Here is a 21,211-nt window from a genome sequence, read left to right as displayed (position 1 = left end):
GATTTCAGATTGCAGATTGCAGATTGAATGAGACGAAGCACTACTCGAAAACGACGTCCGCGCGTTTCCCCCCAATCTGAAATCTGCAATCTGAAATCTGAAATTCTCCTCGGCGCGCATATGTCGATTGGCGGCGGCGTCCATCGGGCGATTGAGAGATCGCGCTCGATCGATTGCACGGCGATGCAGATTTTTGTGAAGAACAATATGCAATGGTTCGCCCGGCCGTTGCAGCGGGAGGAGATCAGGGCGTTTCTCGATCACGCGCAGCGGAAGGAACTCCAGGCGGCGTTTGCCCATGCGAACTATCTCATCAACCTCGCGGCCACGAATCCGCAGTTCCACGCGAACTCGCTCCGCGCGCTCTTGGAAGAACTCGTCCGCGCCGATCAGCTTGAGCTGCCATTTCTCGTCATGCATCCGGGGGCGCATCTCGGCGCGGGGGAAGAAGCTGGACTGGAGAAGATCATCGCGTCGATCGACGCGATCTGGGCTGTGATCCCGAAAGTCAAAACGAAGATCGCGCTCGAGACGACGGCGGGCCAGGGATCGTGCCTGGGCGACAGGTTTGAGCAGATTGCGGCGATAATCGAGAACGTCCGCGAACCGGAACGGCTTTGCGTTTGTCTCGACACCGCCCATGTCTTCGAGGCTGGTTACGACATCGGCAGCGAAGCGGGCGCGAAGAAGACATTTCGTGAGTTCGATCGCGTGATTGGCCTGGAGATGCTGGCGGCCTTGCACCTGAACGATTCCAAGACGCCGCTCGGCTCGCGGGTCGATCGGCACGAGCACATTGGCAAAGGGAAGATCGGGCTCGAAGCGTTCCGTTTCATCATGCGCGACCGCCGTTTCCGCAAAATCCCGAAGGTTCTGGAGACGCCGAAAGGCAAGGATCTGGCAGAGGACGTCGAGAATATGAAGACGTTGCGCGGGCTCCTCTAGCGTTCTCCCCTCGTCCTCGTCCTCGTGCTCGTGCTCGTGCTCGAATTCTTTTCTCCCCCCATCGAGGACGAGAACGAGGACGAGGACGAAGAAGGTCTACTTCTCTTTCACCCGCTCGATATGCGCACCCAGCTCGCTGAGTTTTTCGTCGAGATGTTCGTAGCCGCGATCGATGTGATAGACCCGGCTCACCTCCGTGCGGCCTTCCGCTTTTAACCCCGCCAGGACCAATGCCGCTGAGGCCCGCAGATCGCTGGCCATCACCGGCGCGCCGAACAAGCGATCGACGCCCGTGATAATCGCGCTCGCCCCTTCGAGCTGCATGTGCGCCCCCATCCGTTTGAGCTCGGCGATGTGCATGTAACGTTGCGGGAAAATATTCTCCGTGATTACGCTGATTCCCTCCGTGGTCGAAAGGAGGGCGCACATCTGCGCCTGCATATCGGTCGGAAAACCCGGATAGGGCTCCGTCGCCAGCTCGACCGGCTTCGTGGTTCCGTTTGGCGAAACCGTGATTGAATTTTCCGCCCATTGAATTTGATGACCGCACGCCGTCAGCGCATCGGTGACCGCCGTCAGGTGGTCGCGATTCACCCGCTTCACCGTCACGCCCTTGCCGCAAATTGCGCCGGCCACCAGGAACGTTCCTGCCTCGATCCGGTCCGGGATGACGTCGTGCTCGGCGCCGTGCAATTCTTTTACGCCCTCGATAATCAACCGCCGCGTGCCCGCGCCTTCGATCTTCGCGCCCATTTTGTTGAGAAAATTCGCGAGGTCCACGACCTCGGGCTCAGTCGCAGCTCCCTCGATCACGGTGATACCTTCAGCCAGGGCCGCGGCCATCATCACGTTGTCGGTGCCAAGAACGGTCGGCCCGAACTTGCCGGTCAGATTCACGACGGCGCCTTTCAGTTTTGGCGCGAACACTTTCACATTGCCACCTTCCACGCGGACTGCCGCGCCGAGGGCTTCGAATCCCTTCAAATGCAGATCGATCGGCCGATCGCCAATGACACAGCCGCCCGGGAGCGAAACGGTGGCTTCGTTGCAGCGGCCAAGGAGCGGTCCGAGCACGCAGACTGACGCCCGCATCTTCCGGACGACGTCGTAGGGCGCGACCGATTCCACTTTCTCAGCAGTGACCGTGACGGTCCCGCTGGCTCGTTCCACTTGCGCACCGAGATGCGTCAGGATTTGGAGCATGTAATGCAGATCGCTCAGGTCCGGCACGCGATGGAGGATGCATGGCTCGCGAGTCAGAAGCGTCGCGGCCACGATCGGCAGGGCCGAGTTTTTCGAGCCGCTGATCTTGATCGAACCGGACAGCGGTTGTCCGCCATGAATGACAATCTTATCCATACCGCCCAAAAAGGAATCGTGTCACACCGCCATAATCGCGCATTTGTTCGATGTCGTGATAATTCTTTTCTGCCATCAACGCCGCCAAATCGTCCGCCTGCCCCAACCCTAGTTCAAGCGCCAGCAAACCGCCCGGCGCAAGATAAGACGGGGCCGCTTCAATCAGCTTGCGCACAATTTCGTCCCCCCGTTCCCCACCGAAAAGCGCGATCTCCGGATCGTGCCGCACTTCGCGCGAAAGCGTCGCCCGATCCGTCTCCGCGACATAAGGCAGGTTCGCGACGATCAGGTCATATACGTCACTGACGTATGTCAGCAGCTCGCTCTTAAGAAAGGTTACGCGGTCAGTTAGACCAAGCCGTTCGGCGTTTTCGTGCGCCAACGCAAGCGCATCGTCGGAGACATCTGTTGCCGTTACTTTTGCCCCAGGAAATTTCGCCGCGAGGCTGAGGGCGATCACTCCGCTGCCAGTGCCGACGTCCAGAAATTTCGATTCTCGATTCTCGATTCTCGATTGGAGCAGCTCCACGAGGTGCTCCGTCTCCGGCCGCGGAACCAAAGCTCGCTTGTCGCAAAGGAAGACCTGTCCCGCGAACTCCACGGTGCCGAGCAAATGCTGGAGCGGTTCTCCCTGGCCGCGGCGCCTGACCAATTCGCGCAGGGGCGCCAATTCCGTTTCCACCAGAGGGCGTTCAAACTCGAGATAGAGTTCGAGCCGTTTCCGCCCCAGAACATGCGCGAGCAAATGCTCCGCGTTCAACCGCGGACTCTCCACTCCGCGCTTGTTAAAGTAGGCAGTTGTCGTTTGGAGCAATTCCAGGACGGTCATCGGCTCGCTATTGGTGGAGCAGGCCAAGACCGGCGTCCAAGCCGAAGTTGATAATTACCGAAAATAACGGATTATGTCCTCTTGCGGCCCCCCCAGGTTTCGCCTCATGAAGTATCTCCTCATTATTCTCGCCCTCGCGTGGTCGAGCAGTGCAGCCATCGCTGAAACTTTTACGGTAACCAATACGAATAATTCCGGACCCGGATCGCTTTACGAGGCGATCAATGCCGGGAGCAACTCACCCGGTGGCGCCGTAATCAATTTCAATATCCCCGGCTCCGGCGTTCATGTCATCGACGTCGGCGCTAATCCTTTGCCCAAAGTCAAGAACGTCATCATCGATGGTTATTCGCAGCCGGGCGCTCATCCGAACACGCTCGCGCTCGGCGACGACGCGGTCATTCTCATCCAGATCGACGGCGGCGGAGTCGCGGGACGATACGGCTTCTGGGTGCTTGGCTTTAGCCAAATTCGCGGCCTGGCGATCACCCGCTGCGACACCGCGATTGCGGCGCTCGATCCATTCGATGGAAATCTGTTTGACGGCAATTTCATAGGGATTGAGGCCGCCGCTCATTCCGCTGCTCCAAACAGAGTCGGAATATTTGTGTCGACAGGCGCGACCATCGGCGGAACTACGGCTGCCGCGCGCAACGTGATCAGTGGAAACACGATCGGTGTAGGCCTTGGTTCTCGAAATCCGACAACAGTCGCGGGCAACTACATTGGAACGGGCTTGAGCGGAGCAGTTGCGCTGCCGAACTCGATCGGGATTGATGTGCAGAGTGCCCTGAACGCCGGAATCGTCATTGGAGGCGATCACGCCTCCGGGAACGTCATTTCCAGTAATTCCTACGGCGTTCGTCTCGGTTACCCGTTTAGAGCGCCGGATGGTCATCCCGTCAGCAACCCGGGCAATTACGTTACTGTTAGTGGCAATCTCATCGGCACCACGGCGGACGGACAGGGCCGGCTCGGGAACCGTTATCAGGGCATCGCCATTTTCGACGGCGTGGATAACACCATTGGCGGGTCGGATCCCGCCAGCGGCAACACGATCGCGTTCAACGGCGCGCAAGGCATCAGCGTCGAAAACTTCGCCGGAAGCGCCTCGGGAAACCGCATCCTTTCGAATTCCATTTACGCCAACGGCATTTGCAATATCGACCTCGATGCTGATGGCCCGACACCGAACGATCCGATGGACACCGATGACGGTCCTAATCACCGGCAAAATTTTCCGGTCATCACCTCGACTTACTTCTCCACCAAGGGCACGGCAATTGATGGGTACCTGAATTCGACCCCGAACACTGAGTTCAGGATCGAATTCTTCGGTGAGAGCCAGGATTACCTGGATCCCAGCCAGAGCTTTCTGGGCTCCACCATCGTCACGACCGACAATAACGGCAACGCGCCCTTCTTTGCCAGCGTCCCGACGCCCGCCGGCTACGTCAACGCTACTGCGACCGATCCGGCCGGAAACACGTCCGAGTTTTTCCTGCGCGAGTCCAGGTTTCGTAATCTTTCGACGCGCGGTCGAGTTGAACCCGGCGATAACGCGCTCATCGGCGGCATTACTGCTTCCGGACTTCCAAAGGCCGGATCAAAAATTATCGTCCGGGCAATCGGTCCATCCCTGGCCGCAAACGGTTCCCCGCTGGCCGGCCGCCTGGAAGATCCGACGTTGGAAATTTACGGAAGAAATGGACTCATTGGATCGAATGATAACTGGCGGGACGATCCAAATACTGCAGCTGACCTCCAAAAATACGGCTTGGCCCCAGCAAATGACTTGGAGGCAGCGGGCGAGATTGATCCTGGAATTGGAGGACAGTTTACCGTGGTCGTCCGTGGTAAAAATAACTCCGGTGGTATTGGCGTTGTTGAATTCTACGACGTCACCGGTACGAGGATGCATCTCGTGAATGTCAGCACACGCGGGCTCGTTCAAAGCGGCGACAATGTGATGATCGGTGGGTTCATCGCGGCTGATGGCAATGGCCAGACCCCCTTTGTCCTGCGCGCGCTCGGACCGTCGCTTTCCAACTTCGGAATTCAGAATTCTCTGCCGGACCCGGTGCTCGAGTTGCACGATTCGAACGGCGAGACGCTGGCAATCAATGACAATTGGCAGGAAGACCCGTTGCAGGAAGACAACGTCAACGCAGCTGGCCTGGCTCCAAGTGATCCAAAGGAATCAGCGATGCTAATGATGCTGCCGCCCGGAGCTTATACCGCGATTGTTCGAGGAAACGACGGCGGAACTGGGGTCGCGCTCGTCGAAGTTTACCAGCTGCCGTAACGGCGCTCCCTGACCGCGGCGTCTGACCAATTCCCGCAAAGGTGCCAATTCCGCCTCCGTCAGGGGACGCTCAAACTCGAGATAGAGTTCGAGCCGCTTTCGCCCCAGAACGTGCGCGAGCAAATGCTCCGCGTTTAGCCGCGGGCTCTCCACGCCGTGCTTCTGGAAGCAGCCGGTGGTCGATTGCAGGACTTCCAAGACCGTCATGTTTGCCGCCGCCGAAGGTATTCGTCCCTGAATCCTTCGAGACGCTCGACGTCACTTAGGTCTTTCGTGCGTCCGGTCGCCCGTTTGCTTGCAATGACGTCATCCAGCGAAGCGATGGGAAATTTTCCCGAAACAATCCGCCTCGACTTCGCCGCCTCGAAGCTCTCGATTCCGTCCGGTGCGTGGATGAGATCGAGCGCGAACGGTCCACCCTTCATTAACACGATCTCGCTTCCAGTTAGAATGGACATGGCCGTAGCGGCGTCGAGGTCAAACCCGAGTTTGGCGAGCGCGGCCAGGACGCGTTCTGCGTTCTCGCGCGAGCGCGGCAGGAACACATCCACATCCTGACTGGTATCAGGATATCCAAGCAGGATCGCGGCGCTTTTCCCGATGAAAAGGTAATCGACGCCCTCCGCCGCGAAGGCCGTCGCCAGCTCTTCGGCCTGCGCCGGGATGAATTTGCTTTCAGGCATCGACCTAACGCTCTGGCGGACGACCGTAACCAAGATAAGCGGGGAGGTTCGCTTCGCACCAGGCGCGATATTCGGCCATCGTCGCGAATGAACGATAGGGCATATCATCGAGCACCGGTTTGTGGACGTGACAGAAGCCGTACTTAATGCGCGTCATGACATCGCGATCCAGCCCGCGGCGGCATTGCTCGCGCCATGCTTCGTCGTCGCTCATTGCGATTCCCATCTTATCAGAGCGCTCGTCTGTCGGCGAGGTCGATTGTCAGGTTGCGACCGCTGATTCCTTGAGCCGCTCCTGGAGATCGGCGGTTTGGAGCGATTTGATCATCTCCTCCAAGTCGCCTTCCATGAACCGGTCGAGATTATAGAGAGTCAGTCCGATCCGATGATCGGTGACCCGGTTCTGGGCGTAGTTGTAGGTCCGGATCTTTTCTTCCCGGCCACCGGAGCCAATCTGGTTTCGGCGATGGGCGGAATATTTTTCCTCTTCTTCCCGCCGCTTGTCCTCGAGCAAACGGGCGCGCATGATCTTGAGCGCCTTCTCCTTGTTCTTCTGCTGGCTGCGGCCATCCTGGCAACGCACAATCCGGCCCGTGGGAATGTGCAGGACCTGGACCGCGGAGTCGGTGGTGTTCACGCCCTGGCCGCCAGGACCTCCCGCGCGGCAAACTTCGATCCGCAGATCCTCGGGCTTCAATTCAATATCGACTTCCTCGGCTTCGGGAAGCACGGCGACGGTCGCGGTGGAGGTGTGGATGCGGCCCTGGGCTTCGGTGGCGGGAACGCGCTGGACCCGGTGGACGCCGCTTTCAAAACGCAAAGTCTTGAACACGCTTTCGCCAGAAACTCTGAAGATTGATTCTTTTAATCCTCCCAGCTCAGATGGGCTGGATTCCAGGTCTTCCACTTTGAGTCCCGCCGATTCCGCGTAGCGATTGTACATCCGATAAAGATCGGCGGCGAAGATGGCGGCTTCGCTTCCGCCGGTGCCGGCCCGGATTTCCACGATCGCGTCGCGATTTTCATTTTCGTCCGGCGGAAGCAGGGCGATCTGAAATTCACGCTCGAGATCCGCGACTCGTTTCTCGAGATCGGGAATTTCATCCTCCGCCATGGCGGCGATCTCGACATCGTTTGAAGCTGCCAGCTCGCGGTTCTGGTCCAGCTGCTCGCGCGCGATTTCGAGGTCGTTCCAGAGCGCGAGCAATTGTTTCACGCTGGAATGTTCCCGCATGATTTCGCTCGCGCGTTTTCGGTTTTCGAAAAGGGCTGGGGCGGCGATCTCGCGTTCGAGCTGCTCAAACCGCTCGCGCTTACGGGCAATCAGGGAATCAAAGTCCATGGGTCTTCTCCGTAGCCACGGCGCTCAGTCGCCGTTCCGCGAGGCGCCTCGACCGAGCGAGGCGGCTACAGCGGGGTCGCTGATCAGCTAACCTTTCTTCGGAACCCGAGTGGCCTTGGTTCCGCCGTAACGGCGCGCGAATTTCTCGACGCGGCCGGCGGTGTCGACGAACTTCTGTTCACCGGTGAAAAACGGATGGCAGGCGGCGCAGATGCCGATTTTGATGTCCCGCTTGGTGGAGCGGGTATGATAGACAGCTCCGCAGGCGCAGATGATGTCGGTCTCGAAATATTCTGGATGAATGTCCGCTTTCATGTTTGGAAACGAGGGGCGAACTGTAGCCTGCTCCTGCTCGCGCGCAAGGGATGAAATCGCCGTCATCCCAAGCGCACTCAAGGTAACCCCGTGAAAGACGTTTTGCTCGCCGCCTGGGAGGAAACCGTTGCCCGCAAGGGCGATGCGCCGGCCATTTTCGCCACCAGCGGCGAGGTTTCGCGCACGTTTCGCGAGATTGAGGAAAAAGCGGGATCTTTCGAAATCGAGATCAGCGCGGCGGCCGGCCAGGTCTACCCGATCGACCAGGGAAACCACCCCGATTGGCCTTCGGTTCTCCTCGCCTGCCTCCGGCTGCGCCGCATCGCGCTGCCGCTCGAAAAATCAATCACGCCCGAGCAACGCGCTGCCGCGCTCCAGATGTGCGAGAGCGAATGGACGCAAGAGCGGCCGGCATTACTAAAACTGACTTCGGGCACGACGGCGGCGCCGCGTGCGATCCGTTTCCGCAGCGAACAGCTCCTGGCCGATTGCGTCCAGATTTGCCAGACGATGGGCCTGACGGACGACGATGTGAATTTCGCCGTCATCCCGCTCTCGCATTCGTACGGCTTCAGCAATTTGGTGACGCCGCTCCTGGTGTTCGGCATCCCGCTGGTGCTGAGTCGCGACCGGATGCCCCGCGCGGTGCTGGACGATCTCGCGCGCACGGGGGCGACCGTTTTCCCCGGCATGCCCATCTTCTACCAGGCGTTTTGCGAATTGGAGAAAGCGCCACCGCTCCCCAAACTGCGGCTTTGCATTTCGGCTGGCGCACCGTTGCCCCTGGAGATCGCGCACAAGTTCCGCGACAAATTCGGCCGCTCGATCCATTCCTTCTACGGTTCTTCAGAGTGCGGCGGCATTTGTTACGACCGCGAGGCGAGTTTGCTCGAACCCGGTTTTGTCGGAACGCCGATGGAAGGTATCCACCTGGACGTGATCGAACCGGAATTACCGGCCAGCCGAATCCGGGTTCAAAGCCAGGCAGCCGGTGACGGCTATTTCCCGGACCCGGAGCCGGAGAAACTTGGCCGTGGCTACTTTGTTCCCGACGATCTCCTGAGCCGGACCGAGAGCGGCTACCGGATCGTCGGACGCATCTCGGACGTTATCAATGTCGCCGGGAAAAAAGTGAATCCCGCGGAAGTAGAGGCGGAGCTGTTGCACTTTTCCGGAGTCCGCGCCGCGGTGGTTTTCGGCCGTGGTTCAACCCTGCGGAACGAAGAGGTCGCGGCCTGTGTGGTGGCGAGCGAAGGCGTCCGGGAAACGGATTTGCTCGATTTTTGCCGGGGACGGCTGAGCGGCTGGCAGGTGCCGAAGCGGATCTTTTTCGTCGAAGAGATTCCGGTGAATGAGCGGGGCAAAGTCAGTCGCCGCGAGTTGGCGCAACGCTTTGGCTCCTAAGTGATTTGGGCTGAGAGACACCCACTTCCCATTTGGGCTCCGAATTAGAGGGTAAATAAGGAAACCATCATGCGAACAATTCTACTCTCTTTCATTACGGCAATCGTCCTTCTGGGCGCATTCAGCAGCTGCTCGACCAGCGTCAAGACCGATAGCGGCCACGGCGTCACCGCCGGCGTCCACTAGCCCCGGCGCATTGAGGACCGCTGGAGCCGGCGCTCCATCGCACCGGTCGAGGGTCGCTTCTTTCCGTAACGCCCTGAGGGGCAGGCGGTCTCCAAAATTGCGTGGAAGAAAAACTGCTTTCCATTTTGTCGGAAGCAGGCATCTCTAATTAGGGGTGGCGCCGAGTCGAAGCCGGCGTTGGCCCCGCGCCAATCTCCATCGTGAACGAAACGACGCCGACCCATTCCTCGACTGCCGCTGAACACGGCGGACGCATTCTTATCCTCGAACCCGACCTCGAGCTCGCGGAGAAAATCCGCGCGGCGCTCCAGGAAGCCGCGCCTTCCGCCCAGGCCGATTTCGAGGCGACTTTGGAACAGGCCCAGGACCTGATCCTGCGGGCCAAGCCGGACCTCTTTGTGCTCGACGCCGACGCCGTTCCCGATGTCGGCCAGGAATTCCTTTACGACCTGCGAACGAGCCATCCGAACGCTCGCGCTATCGTTCTCACCGGGACCCATTTCGCCACCCATCGCGAACAAGCGGCTGGGCTCGGCGCCATCCACTTTCTGGAAAAGCCGTTCCCACACGGCGATTTCGTCGATCTGGTCCAGGCGCTCCTTTCGCCTGCGAGCACACCGGAGAGCGAAAAATTTCAAGGGACGCTAAGCGATCTCCACCTCGCCGACATCATTCAGCTCAAATGCATGAGCGGTTCCTCGGCGGCCCTGCAATTCACCGGACCTCAGGGTGAAAAAGCGCGAGTTTATTTCGAAAGCGGCCAGGTGCGTCACGCCACCGCTCCCGGCAAGGAGGGAATCGCCGCCTTTAATGAAATTGTGAACTGGAAGGGCGGCCAGATTTCCGAAGTCTCCGGCGCTGGCACAAGCCCGCGCACGATTGATCTCGACTGGCAAATTCTCCTGATGGAGGCCGTACGGAAAATGGACGAAACGCGCGGAACTGAAACTGCGGCGACTTCCGCGTCCGCCTCGGGCGGTCGGAAAGTGCTCGTTATCGACGACAGCCTGATGCTCCTCAGTTTCGTGAAAGAGATATTGGCGGAAGCAAATTATCAGGTCACGACCGCGGCCACGGCGCAAGAAGGGCTCTCCTCCGCCGCGAGCGATGCGCCCGATTTGATCCTGCTCGACTACATTTTGCCCGACATGAAAGGTGACGAAGTCTGCGAGCGGCTCGGGCAGGATCCGGTGACCGCAAAAGTGCCGATCGTTTACATGTCGGGTTTCGGAACAGACCTTCAACCGGAGCAAATTAAGAGCGCCAGTGTGATCGGATCGTTGAACAAACCGTTCACATCTGATCTGTTAATAAAAACGGTGGAAAATTACATGCCCAAGCAGACGAGCGAGCCAGCAGAGCCGGAGATCAAGCCGGCCGCCGAAGAACAGTTTCCCGCCGCGGCGGAACCAGCCCCGATCTGGGACCAACCGACGCCACTGGCAAACGAAGCGCCAGCCTGGACGGAGCCCGTCTGGTCACAACCGGCGCCGGAGCCCGTCGCCGCAAACGAGCCGGCCTGGCCCGAACCCACCGAAAACATTTCAACCCCAAGCGAAGCCGTTCCACCGGCAACCGAAACCATTTTGCCCGCCAGCGAAGCCGTTTCTCCCGCGCCAACTGAAGCTGCCGAGACGGCCGGAATCGCCTCGGCTGCGGGAGCAACCAGCGACGCCTGGTGGAGCGCACCAGTCTCCTCCTCATCCACCTTTCCGGCCGCCCAGCCTGCCGCCGCCCTCGGGGGGTTTGAAGCGCCGGTCGCGCAGCCCGTAACGGCGGCCGAGACCGAAGAACCACTGCCGGTCAACGGCGCCTTCTTTTCCGGCGACACCAGCTTTTTTTCGCTAAACGGCGCGCTCCACACAATCGGGAAGGAAAAGCTTACCGGAACGCTTCGTTCCTTCTGGAACAAAGCGACCGTCGATCTGCTCGCCAAAGAGGGCGAGATCATTCTCGTTACCACCCGCGATCCGGCCCTCTATTGCCCGGAAGCGCCGATCACGCTCGTCAATGTGGACGCAGAACAAACCGAACAAGGCCGCGCGGAACAAAGGGAATCGGGTTGCCCACTCTTTCTGACTCTGGCCAGCCAGGGACAGATCCTGCGCGAGCCGGCGGTGCAATTGGTCCAGCATTACGGCCAGAAACTTTTCGCGCAGCTTTGGACGGCGAAAAGAGTCCGCTTCGTCTTCGAACAAAGCGAAACGCTGCCGGATTATTGCAACGACGTGCCGGGCGAACCCGATATTGACCACTGGATGCTGACGACCTTGCGTTGCATCCAATTTCAAGAGCTTGGATCCACCAAGGAGATCGAGTCGGGCTCCATCCCGGCTTACACCCGGGACGGGTACGATCGGGTCCAAAAGCTCCGTCTCACGGTCGCCGAAGCGCAGTTCGCCTCGCAATTCAACGGCGTTCGTTCTGTTGCCCAGATCGCGAAAAATCTTCGGCTGGATTTCAAATTTGCGCGGCTCACCCTGTTTCGCTTCCTCGCCCTCGAGATCGTGGAATGCTGGCCCCCGGCGGTCGCGGACGGGAAACAAGAAAAACGCGGCTTCTTCCAAAAGCTCGGCTTTGGCGAATAGAACGCGGCGGGTGAGGGATGCAGGCGAAAACGGAATCTTCGACGCCGGAAGAGCCGTCGAACATTGTTGAGCTGCCGGGCGCGTCTGAGAACGGCCAGCACTCTCGCTTTTCCGCGCCGGAAAATTTCATCAATCGCGAGCTCAGCTGGCTCGAATTTAACCGGCGCGTCCTCGAAGAAGCGCAGGACCCAACCCAACCTCTCATCGAGCGGGTCAAATTCCTCACCATCTTTAGCTCGAACCTGGACGAGTTTTTCGAGATTCGCGTCGCCGGGATCAAGCAGCAGATCGAAAGCGAGACGAGCGACGTCGGCCCCGACGGATTGAGCCCGACGGAAATCTTCAACGCCATCCAGCGCACCGCTCGAGAAATGGTGGCCGCGGAGTATTCGCTCTGGAAAGAGGACATTGCGCCAGCCCTGGCGAAGAACGGCATCCGCGTCCATGACATCAATAACCTGAATGCGAAACGCACGGCCTGGGCGCAGCGTTATTTCCGGGAGGAAGTTTTCCCGCTCCTGACGCCGCTCGCGGTCGATGCCAGCCATCCCTTCCCGCAGTTGCTGAACAAGAGCCATAACCTGCTGGTGCGCGCGCGCACCGAGAAGGGCGGCGAATTGCTCCATGCCATCGTCCAGGTACCGCGCGTTCTGCCCAGGCTCATCCTGATGCCCCGCGGCAAAGGAGAGGACGAGCCGTGGGATTACATTTATCTCTCCTCGCTGATCAAGCATCACATCGCCGACCTCTTTCCTCGCCTGCTTCTGGATGGCGCTCACGCCTTTCGCGTGACGCGGAACAGCGACCTCTACATCGATGAGGAAGAAGCGGACAATCTTCTCCGGAGCATCGAGCAGGAACTCCGGCGTTCCAGCCGGGGCGATGCCGTCCGCCTTGAAGTGGAAGCCGATTGCCCGAAGGATTTTCGGGAGCTTCTCCTCGAATTTTTCGATCTCGGCGAGATGGATTTGTACAAAGTCGATGGGCCGCTCTCGATGACGCACCTCGCGCCCCTCGTTGCCAATGATGCCTTCGCCAAGCTAAAGGACCGCGTCTTCCAACCGGCCCGCGATCCGGCCCTGCCGCCGCACGCCAATATTTTTGAGGTGATGCGCAAGCAGGACGTGCTTCTCCACCATCCATACGAAAGCTTCGATCCGGTGGTCGAATTCATCGAGAGCGCCGCGGAAGATCCGCTCGTGCTCGCGATCAAGATGACGCTTTACCGGACGAGCGGCGATTCGCCCGTGGTGGAGGCGTTAATCCAGGCGGCCAGCGCGGGCAAACAGGTCACGGCTTTGGTGGAATTGCGCGCGCGTTTCGATGAAGCCGCCAACATCCAGTGGGCCCGGCGCCTTGAAGAATCCGGCGCCCACGTCGTCTATGGCGTGGTCGGCTTGAAGACGCATTGCAAAGCGCTTCTCATCCTCCGGCGTGATACCGACCGGCTCCGTCAATACGTGCATCTCGGCACGGGGAACTACCACTCCCGCACCGCGCGCATTTATACCGACTTCAGCCTGTTCACGACCAACCCAAAAATCACCGAGGAAGTTGCGATTGTCTTCAACACCCTGACTGGACTGGCCGGGTACCCGGGCTCGGAAAAATTGCTGGTGGCGCCCTTCGACCTGAGCAAGCGCGTCATCGAGAAAATCGAACGGGAACGCGACAACGCGCTGGCCGGCAAGAGCAGCCGCATTGTCGTAAAATTGAATTCGCTGGTCGACCAGCACATCATCGAAAAACTTTACGAGGCCTCCTGTGCCGGGGTGAAGATCGATCTGATCGTCCGCGGCATTTGTTGCCTCCGGCCGAAAATGCCGAACCTGAGCGAAAACATTCGCGTCATCAGCATTGTGGGCCGCTTCCTCGAGCACAGCCGCATTTATTATTTCGAGAACGCTGGCAACCCGGAGGTCTACCTGGCGAGTGCGGATTGGATGCCGCGAAACTTTGTCCGGCGCGTAGAGATTGCATTCCCGATCGAAGACCCGGCCCTTCGCGACGAGATCATCAAGGAGGTGCTCCCGCGTTTTCTCAACGACCACATCAAAGCGCGCGAGCTCCAGGCAGACGGCTCTTATGTGCGTCTCAAGCCGGAAGAAGGAGCGCCGCGCTCGCAGGCCCAGCTGCACTTCCGCGAACGATCGCGCGGCCAGGCGCGCAAGCTGGCCGAATCGCAAAAAGCGCCGGTGGTAAAACTCACCCCCATCACCCTCGAGCGAAAACAAGCTTCATGAAAAAAAGGATTCTCGTCATCGACATCGGGGGCACCCACGTGAAACTCATGATTTCCCGGGGAGAGAAGCGCAAATTTGATTCCGGCACCAGGCTTTCGCCGAAACAGCTGATCTCCCAGGTGAAAAAAACAGCGGAAGGTTGGAAATATGACGCCATCTCGATCGGTTTTCCCGCGCCGGTCTCCAAAGGGCGGATCATGAAGAATCCGAAGCATCTCGCGCGCGGCTGGGTCGGCTGGAACTTCAGCAAATCGTTAGGCAAACCAACCCGGGTGATCAACGACGCCGCGATGCAGGCGCTGGGAAGTTATCGCGGTGGCCGGATGCTTTTTCTGGGCCTGGGGACGGGCTTGGGTTCAGCCCTGATCTGGCCAAAGAACCTTCTGCCGCTGGAGCTGGGCGACCTGCCTTACGAAGGCGGGATCATCGAAGAATATCTGGGCAAGCCCGGCCTCGAACGCCTGGGAAAAAAGGAATGGATGCGACACGTTCTCTTTTGCCTCAGCCAACTCAAGCTCTCCTTTATTGCGGATTACATTGTCCTGGGCGGCGGAAACGCCAAGCAATTCAACAAGTTGCCCGAGGGAATCGAGCCGGGGCACAATCGCAATGCGTTCACGGGCGGCTGCCGGATGTGGGAAACCGATCCCCGCACCCGCCGTCCGAAATGGAATGTGATTTAGGCAACTGCATGTGCTTTAACCCGATGAGAGGCAGAATCCGGCAGCAGCTTCCGTTTCTGCTCTCTCTCTGCGCCGTTGCGCTTCTGGCGGGCTGCTCGAAATCCGAAAAGGCCGATTCGGCCGCCGCCAGCCCGCAACCCACAGCGAACTCAAAAACCACGCAAGTATCCACGGTTCCCGCAAAAACCGAGGCATTCACCGGCACCGATGCCTGCACGCTGCTGACAAAGGAGGAAGTCCAGGCGGTCCAGGGAGAACCGTTCAAGGAAAGCATCAAGAGCGGGAAAACCGGTCTCGGACTTTCTGTTTCCCAGTGTTATTTCCAGCTGCCGCAGGCCGTGAACTCAATCGTCGTTACCCTTACCAAAAAGGCCGACGGGCCCGGCGCGCGCGACCCCGAGGAAAGCTGGAAGGAAATGTTCCATCGGGAGAAGGCTTCTGAGGAGAAGGAAGAACGTTCTGCGAAAAAGGAAGAACGAGAAGAAGGGGAGAAGGAGCCGGAGAAAATCGAAGGAATTGGAGACGAGGCGTTCTGGACCGGGAACCGGGTCGGCGGCGCCTTGTATGTCCTGAAAGGGAACAGCTTCATTCGAATCAGCGTGGGCGGCGCCGGCGACCAGGCCGATAAGACCAGGAAATCGAAGATTCTCGCGCAACACATCCTCGGGCGTCTGTAGGTTTCCGATCGCCGCAACTCAAGGCAGCGCGAAACACAAGGCGCGTGCGCCGAAGGATCAAAGCGAAGCAGATTCTCTCGAGACGAGGTTCAGATCGAAAAGCGCTCGCGAACTTCCGCGGGGACGCGAATCGGCCGGGCGCTTTTCGGATCGATCGGGACCCACAGAGTCCGCGCCTGGGCCAGAACTTTGCGGTCGCTCTTTCGCAGAACTTCAACGAAACGCTCGAAAGTCACCCGCGTCGCTTTCCCAACCCAGGTGCGAAGCAGGATCTCGTCTCGGAGAGAAACCGGGGCTTTGTAATCGATCTCGTGACGAAGGACGACCCAGCCGATCTCATCGTGCGCCGGCATGGGCGCAGTGGCGTTCCAATGCGCGGTCGCCGCTTCCTGGATCCAGCGCACGTAAACGGTATTGTTGACGTGGTTCTGCTGGTCGATGTCGGCCGGTTGCACCGCCATCGGCATCTCAAAGGGCGGGGCGGTGGCGCTCATCCGACATTGTAGGGCAACCGCTCCGGTTGCCGAATCGAAAGTGCATCGTGTGGCAAAAAGAAATGAGCCCGGCGACATGGCAGCCGCCGGGCCCTTTTATTTTCCTGGTCGCTGACTGATTAGCGGTGTTCTTCGATCCGAATATCAGACCTCACCTCGTCGTGGTGACGATGGTGGCGGTGTTCGCCACGGCGGTAATGGCCGTGGATCCAATGATGACCGTGCTCGGACCAATGGCCCGGCACCCAGATCATTTCATATTCACCCTCCCAGTAACGCGGGCCGTGAGAATAGTACGGCCGGTCACCGATTTCGATGTGAAGTCCCGCCTCAGCCTTGAGGACGGCCCCGAAAGTGAAGCTCGCCGCAATGGCCGCGAGCAGCAGTAGTTTGTTAATCATATTAACTAATCAATCGGATGGAGAGGAGGTGGAGGTTGCCCCGCGCCCAATTTAGAGGCGTGACACCTGCCCGCATTGCCGGCTAATCTGCAGCCGGCTTTGACGTTATGAAGACGTTACAATTTGCACTCGCTCCAGGCGCCATCGCCGGCCTGGCGGCGATCTTCACCAGCTGGTTTTGGATGGGAATGGTGTTTCACCGGTTCCAGCAACTGACCCCGAACACCTGGCGCCCGGAAAACAACCGCAGTTACACGCTCTCCTCCACGATCACGTTCCTGAGCTGCATTGCGATCGCCACCGTCTTTCTCCTCGTGGCGCGAAATGGTGGCGTGTTTGCCGGTGGCTGCGTCGGCGCGTTGCGTTTCGCCGCGGTGTGCTGGATGGCCCTTTCCGCGCCGCTCATCGTAAACGCCGCGGTGTTCATCAATCTTCATCCGTGGTTCGTGGTCGGGCAGGTCGTCAATGCGCTGACGACGTCCGTACTCGCCTGCACGATCACCGCCTGGTGGCGCGGAACGTAGCGATCCAGGTTAAAGAGAACGCCAGCGGCGTGAACCTGATCGTGCGCGCGAGGAATTGGTCTCGAAACAATCCTTGGAATCCGGTTGATCCTGTCTGACTCTTTCTCCCCTGTCTCATTTCCATTTATGAAGCTCTATTTTCTTCGTCACGGAAAAGCCGATTGGCCGAATTGGCGCAAGCCCGACGACGAACGCCCGCTGACCGAGGAGGGCAAGGTCCAGGTCGCCGCCGTCGCGAAACTCCTGAAGCAGCTCGAAATTTCCCCCGCCATTTTTACGAGTCCGCTGCCACGCGCGAGTCAAACCGCCGAAATCGCGGGCAAATATCTGAAGCAGAAAGTTCGCGTAGATCCCCTTCTCCGCCCCGGCTTCGACGCCGCCAACCTGAAGAAGCTGCTCAAGGACTTTGCCGGCGACAGCCTGATGGTTGTGGGTCACGAACCCGATTTCACGCGGACCATCTTTCAATTGACCGGCGGCGAGACCAAGCTTCCCAAAGCGGGCGTCGCTCTGGTCCAGCTTGATCCCGGTTCGATGAAAGGCGAGCTGCGCTGGCTCGTCCCTCCCAAATTCGCCAGGGAATAACTCAATCAACGACCGATGCTTCTCTCTCACATTGGACGTTGGACGTTGGACGTTGGACGTTGGGCGTTGGACGTTTTCCCTATTCCTCGTCTTTTTTCCCGCAGTCCTCCGGTGCGAAAACCCGCCCACCGATCGCCACGTTGTCGTGGTGGTTTGGGACGGGATGCGCCCCGACTTCGTTACCGAACGCAACACCCCCACGCTTTGGAAACTCGCGCAGGAAGGCGTCACCTTCACTCATCACCACTCCGTCTATCCGACCGCTACGAACGTTAATGGCGCCGCCATCGCGACCGGCGTTTTCCCGGGCCGGAATGGGATCATCGCCAACCGCGAATTCCGTCCTGGCATCGACGCCCGCAAGGTCTTCGACAACGCGGACTGGGAGTTAATCAAGAAGGCTGACGAAGTGACCGGTGGCCGGTACGTGGCCACGCCGACCATCGCGGAGCTGCTCCGCGCGGCCGGCCGGAAGACAGCGGTCGCCGGAACAAAATCGGTCGCCTTTTTGCACGACCGCCACGCGGAATGGACTCACGCGGAATTGAAGAATGCGGTGAAATTCGCCGCCGCGCCGATGGCGGCGACGTTACGCGAAGAAACGATTCGGCTTCTCGGACCGTTGCTCCCTCAACCGGCTGAAACAAGCGACGAACGAAACCGCTACGCAGCCCGGGCTCTCACCGAGATGCTCTGGGGCGACGGGCTTCCGGCATTCTCCCTTCTCTGGCTCAATGAACCTGACCTGGCCGAGCATGATTCCACTCCGGGTTCGGAGGCTTGCCTGGCCGCCATTCGCAGCTCCGATCGCAACCTTTCGGTTGTCGTCGATGCCTTGGAAAAGAAGAAGGCGCGCGCGTCCACTGATATTTTCGTCGTCTCCGATCACGGCTTCTCCACCATCGAACGCGCGATCGACTTCTCCGCTGAGCTGGGCAAAGCCGGCTTTGACGCGAAGACTTCGTTTACCGAGACGCCAAAGCGCGGTCAGGTCATCACCGCCCACAACGCCGGCACGATTCTCTTCTACGTCATCGAGCACGACCGCGACGTTACCGCGCGCCTCGTCGAATGGCTGCAACGCTCCGATTTTGCCGGCGTCATTTTCGCCCGCGAACAATTCGAAGGGACTTTCCCGCTGGAGTTCGGCCGGGTGAACAGTCCGGACGCGCCGGACGTCATGGTCGCGTTGCGCTGGAACAGGAAGCCCAATCAGTTCGGCGTTCCCGGACACGTCATCGCCGACAACGCTCGCCCCGCCGGAACGGGCACCCACGTTACCTTGAGCGAGTTCGACGTGCACAACACGCTCATCGCCGCCGGCCCGGATTTTCGAAAAGGCGCCGCCACGACTTTGCCGAGCAGCAACCTCGATATCGCGCCGACCGTTTTGCACATTCTGGGAGTCGAGACGCCGCAGAAATTCGACGGTCGCGTTTTGATCGAGGCGATGAATGAAAAAGGCGAGCGAATTGAAGCGGTCAGCAAGACGATCGAGGCCACCCGCAAATTTCCGTCCGGTCAATGGCGTCAGCACCTGCGGATTTCGTCCCTGGGTGAGACGATCTACCTCGATGAAGGCAACGGCGCTTTCGAGAGTTCAGGCGAGAAGCACTGAGCCAATTTGATTTTCTTCGCGTGCCACATCGACATCGACCCCGCGGCCAACGTCCCAAATTTCCAGCCCAGCACGGCGCCATTGTCCAGGTGACGGGCGAACCGGTCGCGTTCGCAGCCGAGATCGACAAGGTCGCAAGTAACATCGATCACTTTTGGATCACGATCCGGATGGGCGATCTCGGTCCGTTGCGCATCGCGCTCAGTACCCACTCGCGGCAAAACGCCGCTGCCGGGTTCGATGCGCGGGTGCGAGTGGGCGTAGTCGCCACCAGTTGGGAAGGGTTGCCGGCGGCAGGGATGGTTGAATCTCCCGGTCTCGATTACGCCCGGATCGAAGCCGATACGCCCGTAAAATTTGTCGAATATGAGCGCCCGGCGCTGGAAGTTCTTCTCACGGAAAAGAGTCGTCGCGCTCTTTTCATTGAAGCGTGGGGCGAGCTCTACGTTCGAACCCATCTCGGCCTCCACCAGGTTCACAGCCGCCGCGCCAGTTGCAGCGTCCTTTCCGATTACGTCGGGCGCGATGGCGCCATTCGCTTTTTCTATCCGGATGGAACTGCGGAGATGCTCCTCTTCAAATATTGCGGCCAGCCTTAAGCCGTCGCCATCCTCAATCCTCTATCTTCCATCTTCCGTCTCCACAGGAAAGTGCCAGGGAGGGGACTCGAACCCCTAAGGATTGCTCCACCAGATCCTAAGTCTGGCGCGTCTGCCAATTTCGCCACCCTGGCTCAGCTCGCGAAGCACTTTCAATCACGTCGCGGGACAGGGCAAACGCTGTCATTTTTCAGCTACTTGAGGCGGCGATGAACCAGATTTCTGGTTGGGTTGAGAAGGTGGCGCGACAGTCACCACGTTGCCGGTGACAAGAGAATCAGCTGGATTAAGAATGACCTGATCCGACGGAGTGAGGCCCTGAACAATTTCAATCGTCGTGCCAAAGTCGCGGCCTACCTTGATATCGCGAAGCTCGACTGTGTTGTCGGGCTTCACCACTCCGACCTGCAATCCCTGGGCGCGAAAGAGCAGGGTGTTATTCGGCAGAGTCATAACCTGACCTAATGCACTGGCCGTCAGTCTAACCTGCGCGTAGCTACCGGGCTGGATCTGATTGTCGGCGTTGTCGAGATGGAGTTCGACCAGCAGCGTTCGAGAATTGGGCGTGATCGATTCCGAAGTGGTCGCAACCTTCGCCTGCAACGTTTTCCCCCCTTGATCTGGAAACACAACATCGATCGACTGCCCGTTGTGAATGTCGGTCGCGTTAGACTGCGGCACTCGAAAATATATGCGCAACGGATTGATTTGCTGGAGATGGAACATTTCCATGTTCGTGTTATTGGCGGCGATCAGGTCGCCCACATTGATGTTGCGCGCGGTAATCGTGCCGGCGAACGGCGCGGTCACGCGTTTAAACGCAACCTGTTGCTCGAGAACGCGAAGGTTGGCCGCAAATGCTTCCGCATTCGCCTTGGTTGTCTCCTCGTTGGTCGCGGTGTTTTGGGCGTCGAGCTCGGCGACGACTCCTTGGTGCCATAGTTGCTGCCATTTAATATTGGTCAATTTGGCGAGCTCGGCGCTTTTCACGGCCAGCGCTGCCTGGGAGCGGGCCTGCTCGAGCTGGTGATCGAGATCCGGGGTGTCGACTTCCGCGAGCAATTGGTCTTGTTCGACGTGCGCGCCAATGTCGACCTGCCAGCTTTTCAGGTAGCCATTCACCCGGGAAAAAATGCTCGCTTCTTGCCACGGCCGGACTTCAGCGGGTAACATCAAGCCATCCGCCGACGCCCCCGTCTTGGGCGAAACGACGGACACATTTGGCACCGCCAGTTGCTTCGTGTCCGTTATTGCCACGCGTCGCTGCAAAAATCGGGGCAAGGCGCCAGCGACAACGGCGAGGAGCAACAGCACGGCGCCAATGACGATGAGCAGACGAGGTCCGCGTTTTCCGAACAGCGATTTCTTGGATCCGCTCTTTGCTCCGGGTAGTAGAATGTGACTAAGAATTGTTCCGTTCATAAGGCATTC

At 59.2% G+C, this 21,211-nt stretch carries 21 protein-coding genes and 1 tRNA gene; 11 read left to right on the top strand and 11 right to left on the bottom strand.

Features of this window, described 5'->3' with window-relative positions; translation table 11 throughout:
* Window positions 1-27 precede the first annotated feature (27 nt).
* On the top strand, window positions 28-945 hold the full coding sequence (locus VJU77_05215) for a deoxyribonuclease IV (protein HKP02747.1): 918 nt from the start codon (window positions 28-30) through the stop codon (window positions 943-945).
* 96 nt (window positions 946-1,041) lie between these two features.
* Here the strand turns inward: VJU77_05215 and murA are convergent, their stop codons facing one another.
* Together murA and prmC are read right to left on the bottom strand one after the other, a co-directional pair.
* Complete coding sequence (murA, locus tag VJU77_05210; GenBank protein ID HKP02746.1) at window positions 1,042-2,304, bottom strand: UDP-N-acetylglucosamine 1-carboxyvinyltransferase; 1,263 nt, start codon at window positions 2,302-2,304, stop codon at window positions 1,042-1,044.
* On the bottom strand, window positions 2,297-3,133 hold the full coding sequence (gene prmC / locus VJU77_05205) for a peptide chain release factor N(5)-glutamine methyltransferase (GenBank protein ID HKP02745.1): 837 nt from the start codon (window positions 3,131-3,133) through the stop codon (window positions 2,297-2,299). Before prmC ends, murA begins: the two co-directional genes overlap by 8 nt.
* Before the next feature lie 106 nt (window positions 3,134-3,239).
* On the opposite strand from prmC, the gene VJU77_05200 reads away from it, so the two are divergent.
* Complete coding sequence (locus VJU77_05200; GenBank protein HKP02744.1) at window positions 3,240-5,438, top strand: hypothetical protein; 2,199 nt, start codon at window positions 3,240-3,242, stop codon at window positions 5,436-5,438.
* Here the strand turns inward: VJU77_05200 and VJU77_05195 are convergent.
* The 5 genes from VJU77_05195 to rpmE form a co-directional block, all read right to left on the bottom strand.
* Window positions 5,343-5,645 (bottom strand): hypothetical protein, encoded by a 303-nt coding sequence (locus tag VJU77_05195; GenBank protein HKP02743.1) that lies wholly within the window; start codon window positions 5,643-5,645, stop codon window positions 5,343-5,345. The genes VJU77_05200 and VJU77_05195 overlap by 96 nt on opposite strands.
* Window positions 5,642-6,121, bottom strand: a complete 480-nt coding sequence (locus tag VJU77_05190; GenBank protein HKP02742.1) for a hypothetical protein — start codon at window positions 6,119-6,121, stop codon at window positions 5,642-5,644. The genes VJU77_05195 and VJU77_05190 overlap by 4 nt, the downstream gene beginning before the upstream one ends.
* Window positions 6,122-6,125: 4 nt before the next feature.
* Window positions 6,126-6,335, bottom strand: coding sequence for a hypothetical protein (locus VJU77_05185; GenBank protein ID HKP02741.1), 210 nt, complete (start codon window positions 6,333-6,335; stop codon window positions 6,126-6,128).
* 48 nt (window positions 6,336-6,383) lie between these two features.
* Window positions 6,384-7,463 (bottom strand): peptide chain release factor 1, encoded by a 1,080-nt coding sequence (gene prfA, locus VJU77_05180; GenBank protein ID HKP02740.1) that lies wholly within the window; start codon window positions 7,461-7,463, stop codon window positions 6,384-6,386.
* An 87-nt stretch (window positions 7,464-7,550) separates the two neighbouring features.
* Window positions 7,551-7,778, bottom strand: a complete 228-nt coding sequence (gene rpmE, locus VJU77_05175) for a 50S ribosomal protein L31 (GenBank protein HKP02739.1) — start codon at window positions 7,776-7,778, stop codon at window positions 7,551-7,553.
* 90 nt (window positions 7,779-7,868) lie between these two features.
* On the opposite strand from rpmE, the gene VJU77_05170 reads away from it, so the two are divergent.
* The 5 genes from VJU77_05170 (at window position 7,869) to VJU77_05150 (ending at window position 15,559) form a co-directional block, all read left to right on the top strand.
* Complete coding sequence (locus VJU77_05170) at window positions 7,869-9,182, top strand: class I adenylate-forming enzyme family protein (GenBank protein HKP02738.1); 1,314 nt, start codon at window positions 7,869-7,871, stop codon at window positions 9,180-9,182.
* A gap of 386 nt (window positions 9,183-9,568) precedes the next feature.
* The gene (locus VJU77_05165; GenBank protein ID HKP02737.1) at window positions 9,569-11,956 is read left to right on the top strand and encodes a response regulator; all 2,388 of its coding nucleotides are present in this window, start codon (window positions 9,569-9,571) and stop codon (window positions 11,954-11,956) included.
* A gap of 17 nt (window positions 11,957-11,973) precedes the next feature.
* A complete protein-coding gene (ppk1, locus tag VJU77_05160; GenBank protein ID HKP02736.1) occupies window positions 11,974-14,199 on the top strand; it encodes a polyphosphate kinase 1 in 2,226 nt (741 codons plus the stop codon).
* Entirely contained in the window at window positions 14,196-14,882 is a 687-nt protein-coding gene (locus tag VJU77_05155; protein ID HKP02735.1) for an ROK family protein, read from the top strand. Before ppk1 ends, VJU77_05155 begins: the two co-directional genes overlap by 4 nt.
* Window positions 14,883-14,905: 23 nt before the next feature.
* Window positions 14,906-15,559 carry a DUF3558 family protein gene (locus VJU77_05150; GenBank protein ID HKP02734.1) on the top strand — a complete coding sequence of 218 codons (654 nt, stop codon included), beginning with the start codon at window positions 14,906-14,908 and terminating at the stop codon, window positions 15,557-15,559.
* An 89-nt stretch (window positions 15,560-15,648) separates the two neighbouring features.
* Here the strand turns inward: VJU77_05150 and VJU77_05145 are convergent, their stop codons facing one another.
* The gene (locus tag VJU77_05145) at window positions 15,649-16,053 is read right to left on the bottom strand and encodes a thioesterase family protein (GenBank protein HKP02733.1); all 405 of its coding nucleotides are present in this window, start codon (window positions 16,051-16,053) and stop codon (window positions 15,649-15,651) included.
* A gap of 119 nt (window positions 16,054-16,172) precedes the next feature.
* The gene (locus tag VJU77_05140) at window positions 16,173-16,454 is read right to left on the bottom strand and encodes a hypothetical protein (protein HKP02732.1); all 282 of its coding nucleotides are present in this window, start codon (window positions 16,452-16,454) and stop codon (window positions 16,173-16,175) included.
* Between the two features lie 107 nt (window positions 16,455-16,561).
* Here VJU77_05140 and VJU77_05135 point away from each other — a divergent pair, with 107 nt between their 5' ends.
* From VJU77_05135 to VJU77_05120, 4 genes are all read left to right on the top strand, one after another.
* A complete protein-coding gene (locus VJU77_05135) occupies window positions 16,562-16,978 on the top strand; it encodes a hypothetical protein (protein HKP02731.1) in 417 nt (138 codons plus the stop codon).
* A 126-nt stretch (window positions 16,979-17,104) separates the two neighbouring features.
* Window positions 17,105-17,563, top strand: coding sequence for a phosphohistidine phosphatase SixA (sixA, locus tag VJU77_05130; protein HKP02730.1), 459 nt, complete (start codon window positions 17,105-17,107; stop codon window positions 17,561-17,563).
* A gap of 145 nt (window positions 17,564-17,708) precedes the next feature.
* A complete protein-coding gene (locus tag VJU77_05125) occupies window positions 17,709-19,181 on the top strand; it encodes an alkaline phosphatase family protein (protein HKP02729.1) in 1,473 nt (490 codons plus the stop codon).
* 20 nt (window positions 19,182-19,201) lie between these two features.
* The gene (locus tag VJU77_05120) at window positions 19,202-19,780 is read left to right on the top strand and encodes a hypothetical protein (GenBank protein ID HKP02728.1); all 579 of its coding nucleotides are present in this window, start codon (window positions 19,202-19,204) and stop codon (window positions 19,778-19,780) included.
* A gap of 52 nt (window positions 19,781-19,832) precedes the next feature.
* Here VJU77_05120 and VJU77_05115 read toward each other — a convergent pair.
* Both VJU77_05115 and VJU77_05110 read right to left on the bottom strand, forming a co-directional pair.
* A tRNA-Leu gene (locus VJU77_05115) sits at window positions 19,833-19,914 on the bottom strand.
* Window positions 19,915-19,963: 49 nt separating this feature from the next.
* Complete coding sequence (locus tag VJU77_05110) at window positions 19,964-21,202, bottom strand: efflux RND transporter periplasmic adaptor subunit (protein ID HKP02727.1); 1,239 nt, start codon at window positions 21,200-21,202, stop codon at window positions 19,964-19,966.
* Window positions 21,203-21,211 lie beyond the last annotated feature (9 nt).

Source organism: Chthoniobacterales bacterium, assembly GCA_035274845.1.
GTDB lineage: Bacteria > Verrucomicrobiota > Verrucomicrobiia > Chthoniobacterales > UBA10450 > AV80.
The sequence above is the reverse complement of the archived record's forward strand: the minus strand, read 5'-3'. Positions and strand labels throughout refer to the sequence as shown.

What these genes read in the sequence shown, in the direction of transcription:
- ppk1 (HKP02736.1), top strand. Translation starts at nt 11,974, where the DNA reads ATGCAGGCGAAAACGGAATCTTCGACGCCGGAAGAGCCGTCGAACATT.
- VJU77_05190 (HKP02742.1), bottom strand. Translation starts at nt 6,121, where the DNA reads ATGCCTGAAAGCAAATTCATCCCGGCGCAGGCCGAAGAGCTGGCGACG.
- VJU77_05200 (HKP02744.1), top strand. Translation starts at nt 3,240, where the DNA reads ATGAAGTATCTCCTCATTATTCTCGCCCTCGCGTGGTCGAGCAGTGCA.
- VJU77_05135 (HKP02731.1), top strand. Translation starts at nt 16,562, where the DNA reads ATGAAGACGTTACAATTTGCACTCGCTCCAGGCGCCATCGCCGGCCTG.
- VJU77_05195 (HKP02743.1), bottom strand. Translation starts at nt 5,645, where the DNA reads ATGACGGTCTTGGAAGTCCTGCAATCGACCACCGGCTGCTTCCAGAAG.
- VJU77_05185 (HKP02741.1), bottom strand. Translation starts at nt 6,335, where the DNA reads ATGAGCGACGACGAAGCATGGCGCGAGCAATGCCGCCGCGGGCTGGAT.
- VJU77_05145 (HKP02733.1), bottom strand. Translation starts at nt 16,053, where the DNA reads ATGAGCGCCACCGCCCCGCCCTTTGAGATGCCGATGGCGGTGCAACCG.
- rpmE (HKP02739.1), bottom strand. Translation starts at nt 7,778, where the DNA reads ATGAAAGCGGACATTCATCCAGAATATTTCGAGACCGACATCATCTGC.
- prmC (HKP02745.1), bottom strand. Translation starts at nt 3,133, where the DNA reads ATGACCGTCCTGGAATTGCTCCAAACGACAACTGCCTACTTTAACAAG.
- VJU77_05110 (HKP02727.1), bottom strand. Translation starts at nt 21,202, where the DNA reads ATGAACGGAACAATTCTTAGTCACATTCTACTACCCGGAGCAAAGAGC.
- prfA (HKP02740.1), bottom strand. Translation starts at nt 7,463, where the DNA reads ATGGACTTTGATTCCCTGATTGCCCGTAAGCGCGAGCGGTTTGAGCAG.
- VJU77_05215 (HKP02747.1), top strand. Translation starts at nt 28, where the DNA reads ATGAGACGAAGCACTACTCGAAAACGACGTCCGCGCGTTTCCCCCCAA.
- VJU77_05150 (HKP02734.1), top strand. Translation starts at nt 14,906, where the DNA reads ATGAGAGGCAGAATCCGGCAGCAGCTTCCGTTTCTGCTCTCTCTCTGC.
- murA (HKP02746.1), bottom strand. Translation starts at nt 2,304, where the DNA reads ATGGATAAGATTGTCATTCATGGCGGACAACCGCTGTCCGGTTCGATC.
- VJU77_05140 (HKP02732.1), bottom strand. Translation starts at nt 16,454, where the DNA reads ATGATTAACAAACTACTGCTGCTCGCGGCCATTGCGGCGAGCTTCACT.
- sixA (HKP02730.1), top strand. Translation starts at nt 17,105, where the DNA reads ATGAAGCTCTATTTTCTTCGTCACGGAAAAGCCGATTGGCCGAATTGG.
- VJU77_05155 (HKP02735.1), top strand. Translation starts at nt 14,196, where the DNA reads ATGAAAAAAAGGATTCTCGTCATCGACATCGGGGGCACCCACGTGAAA.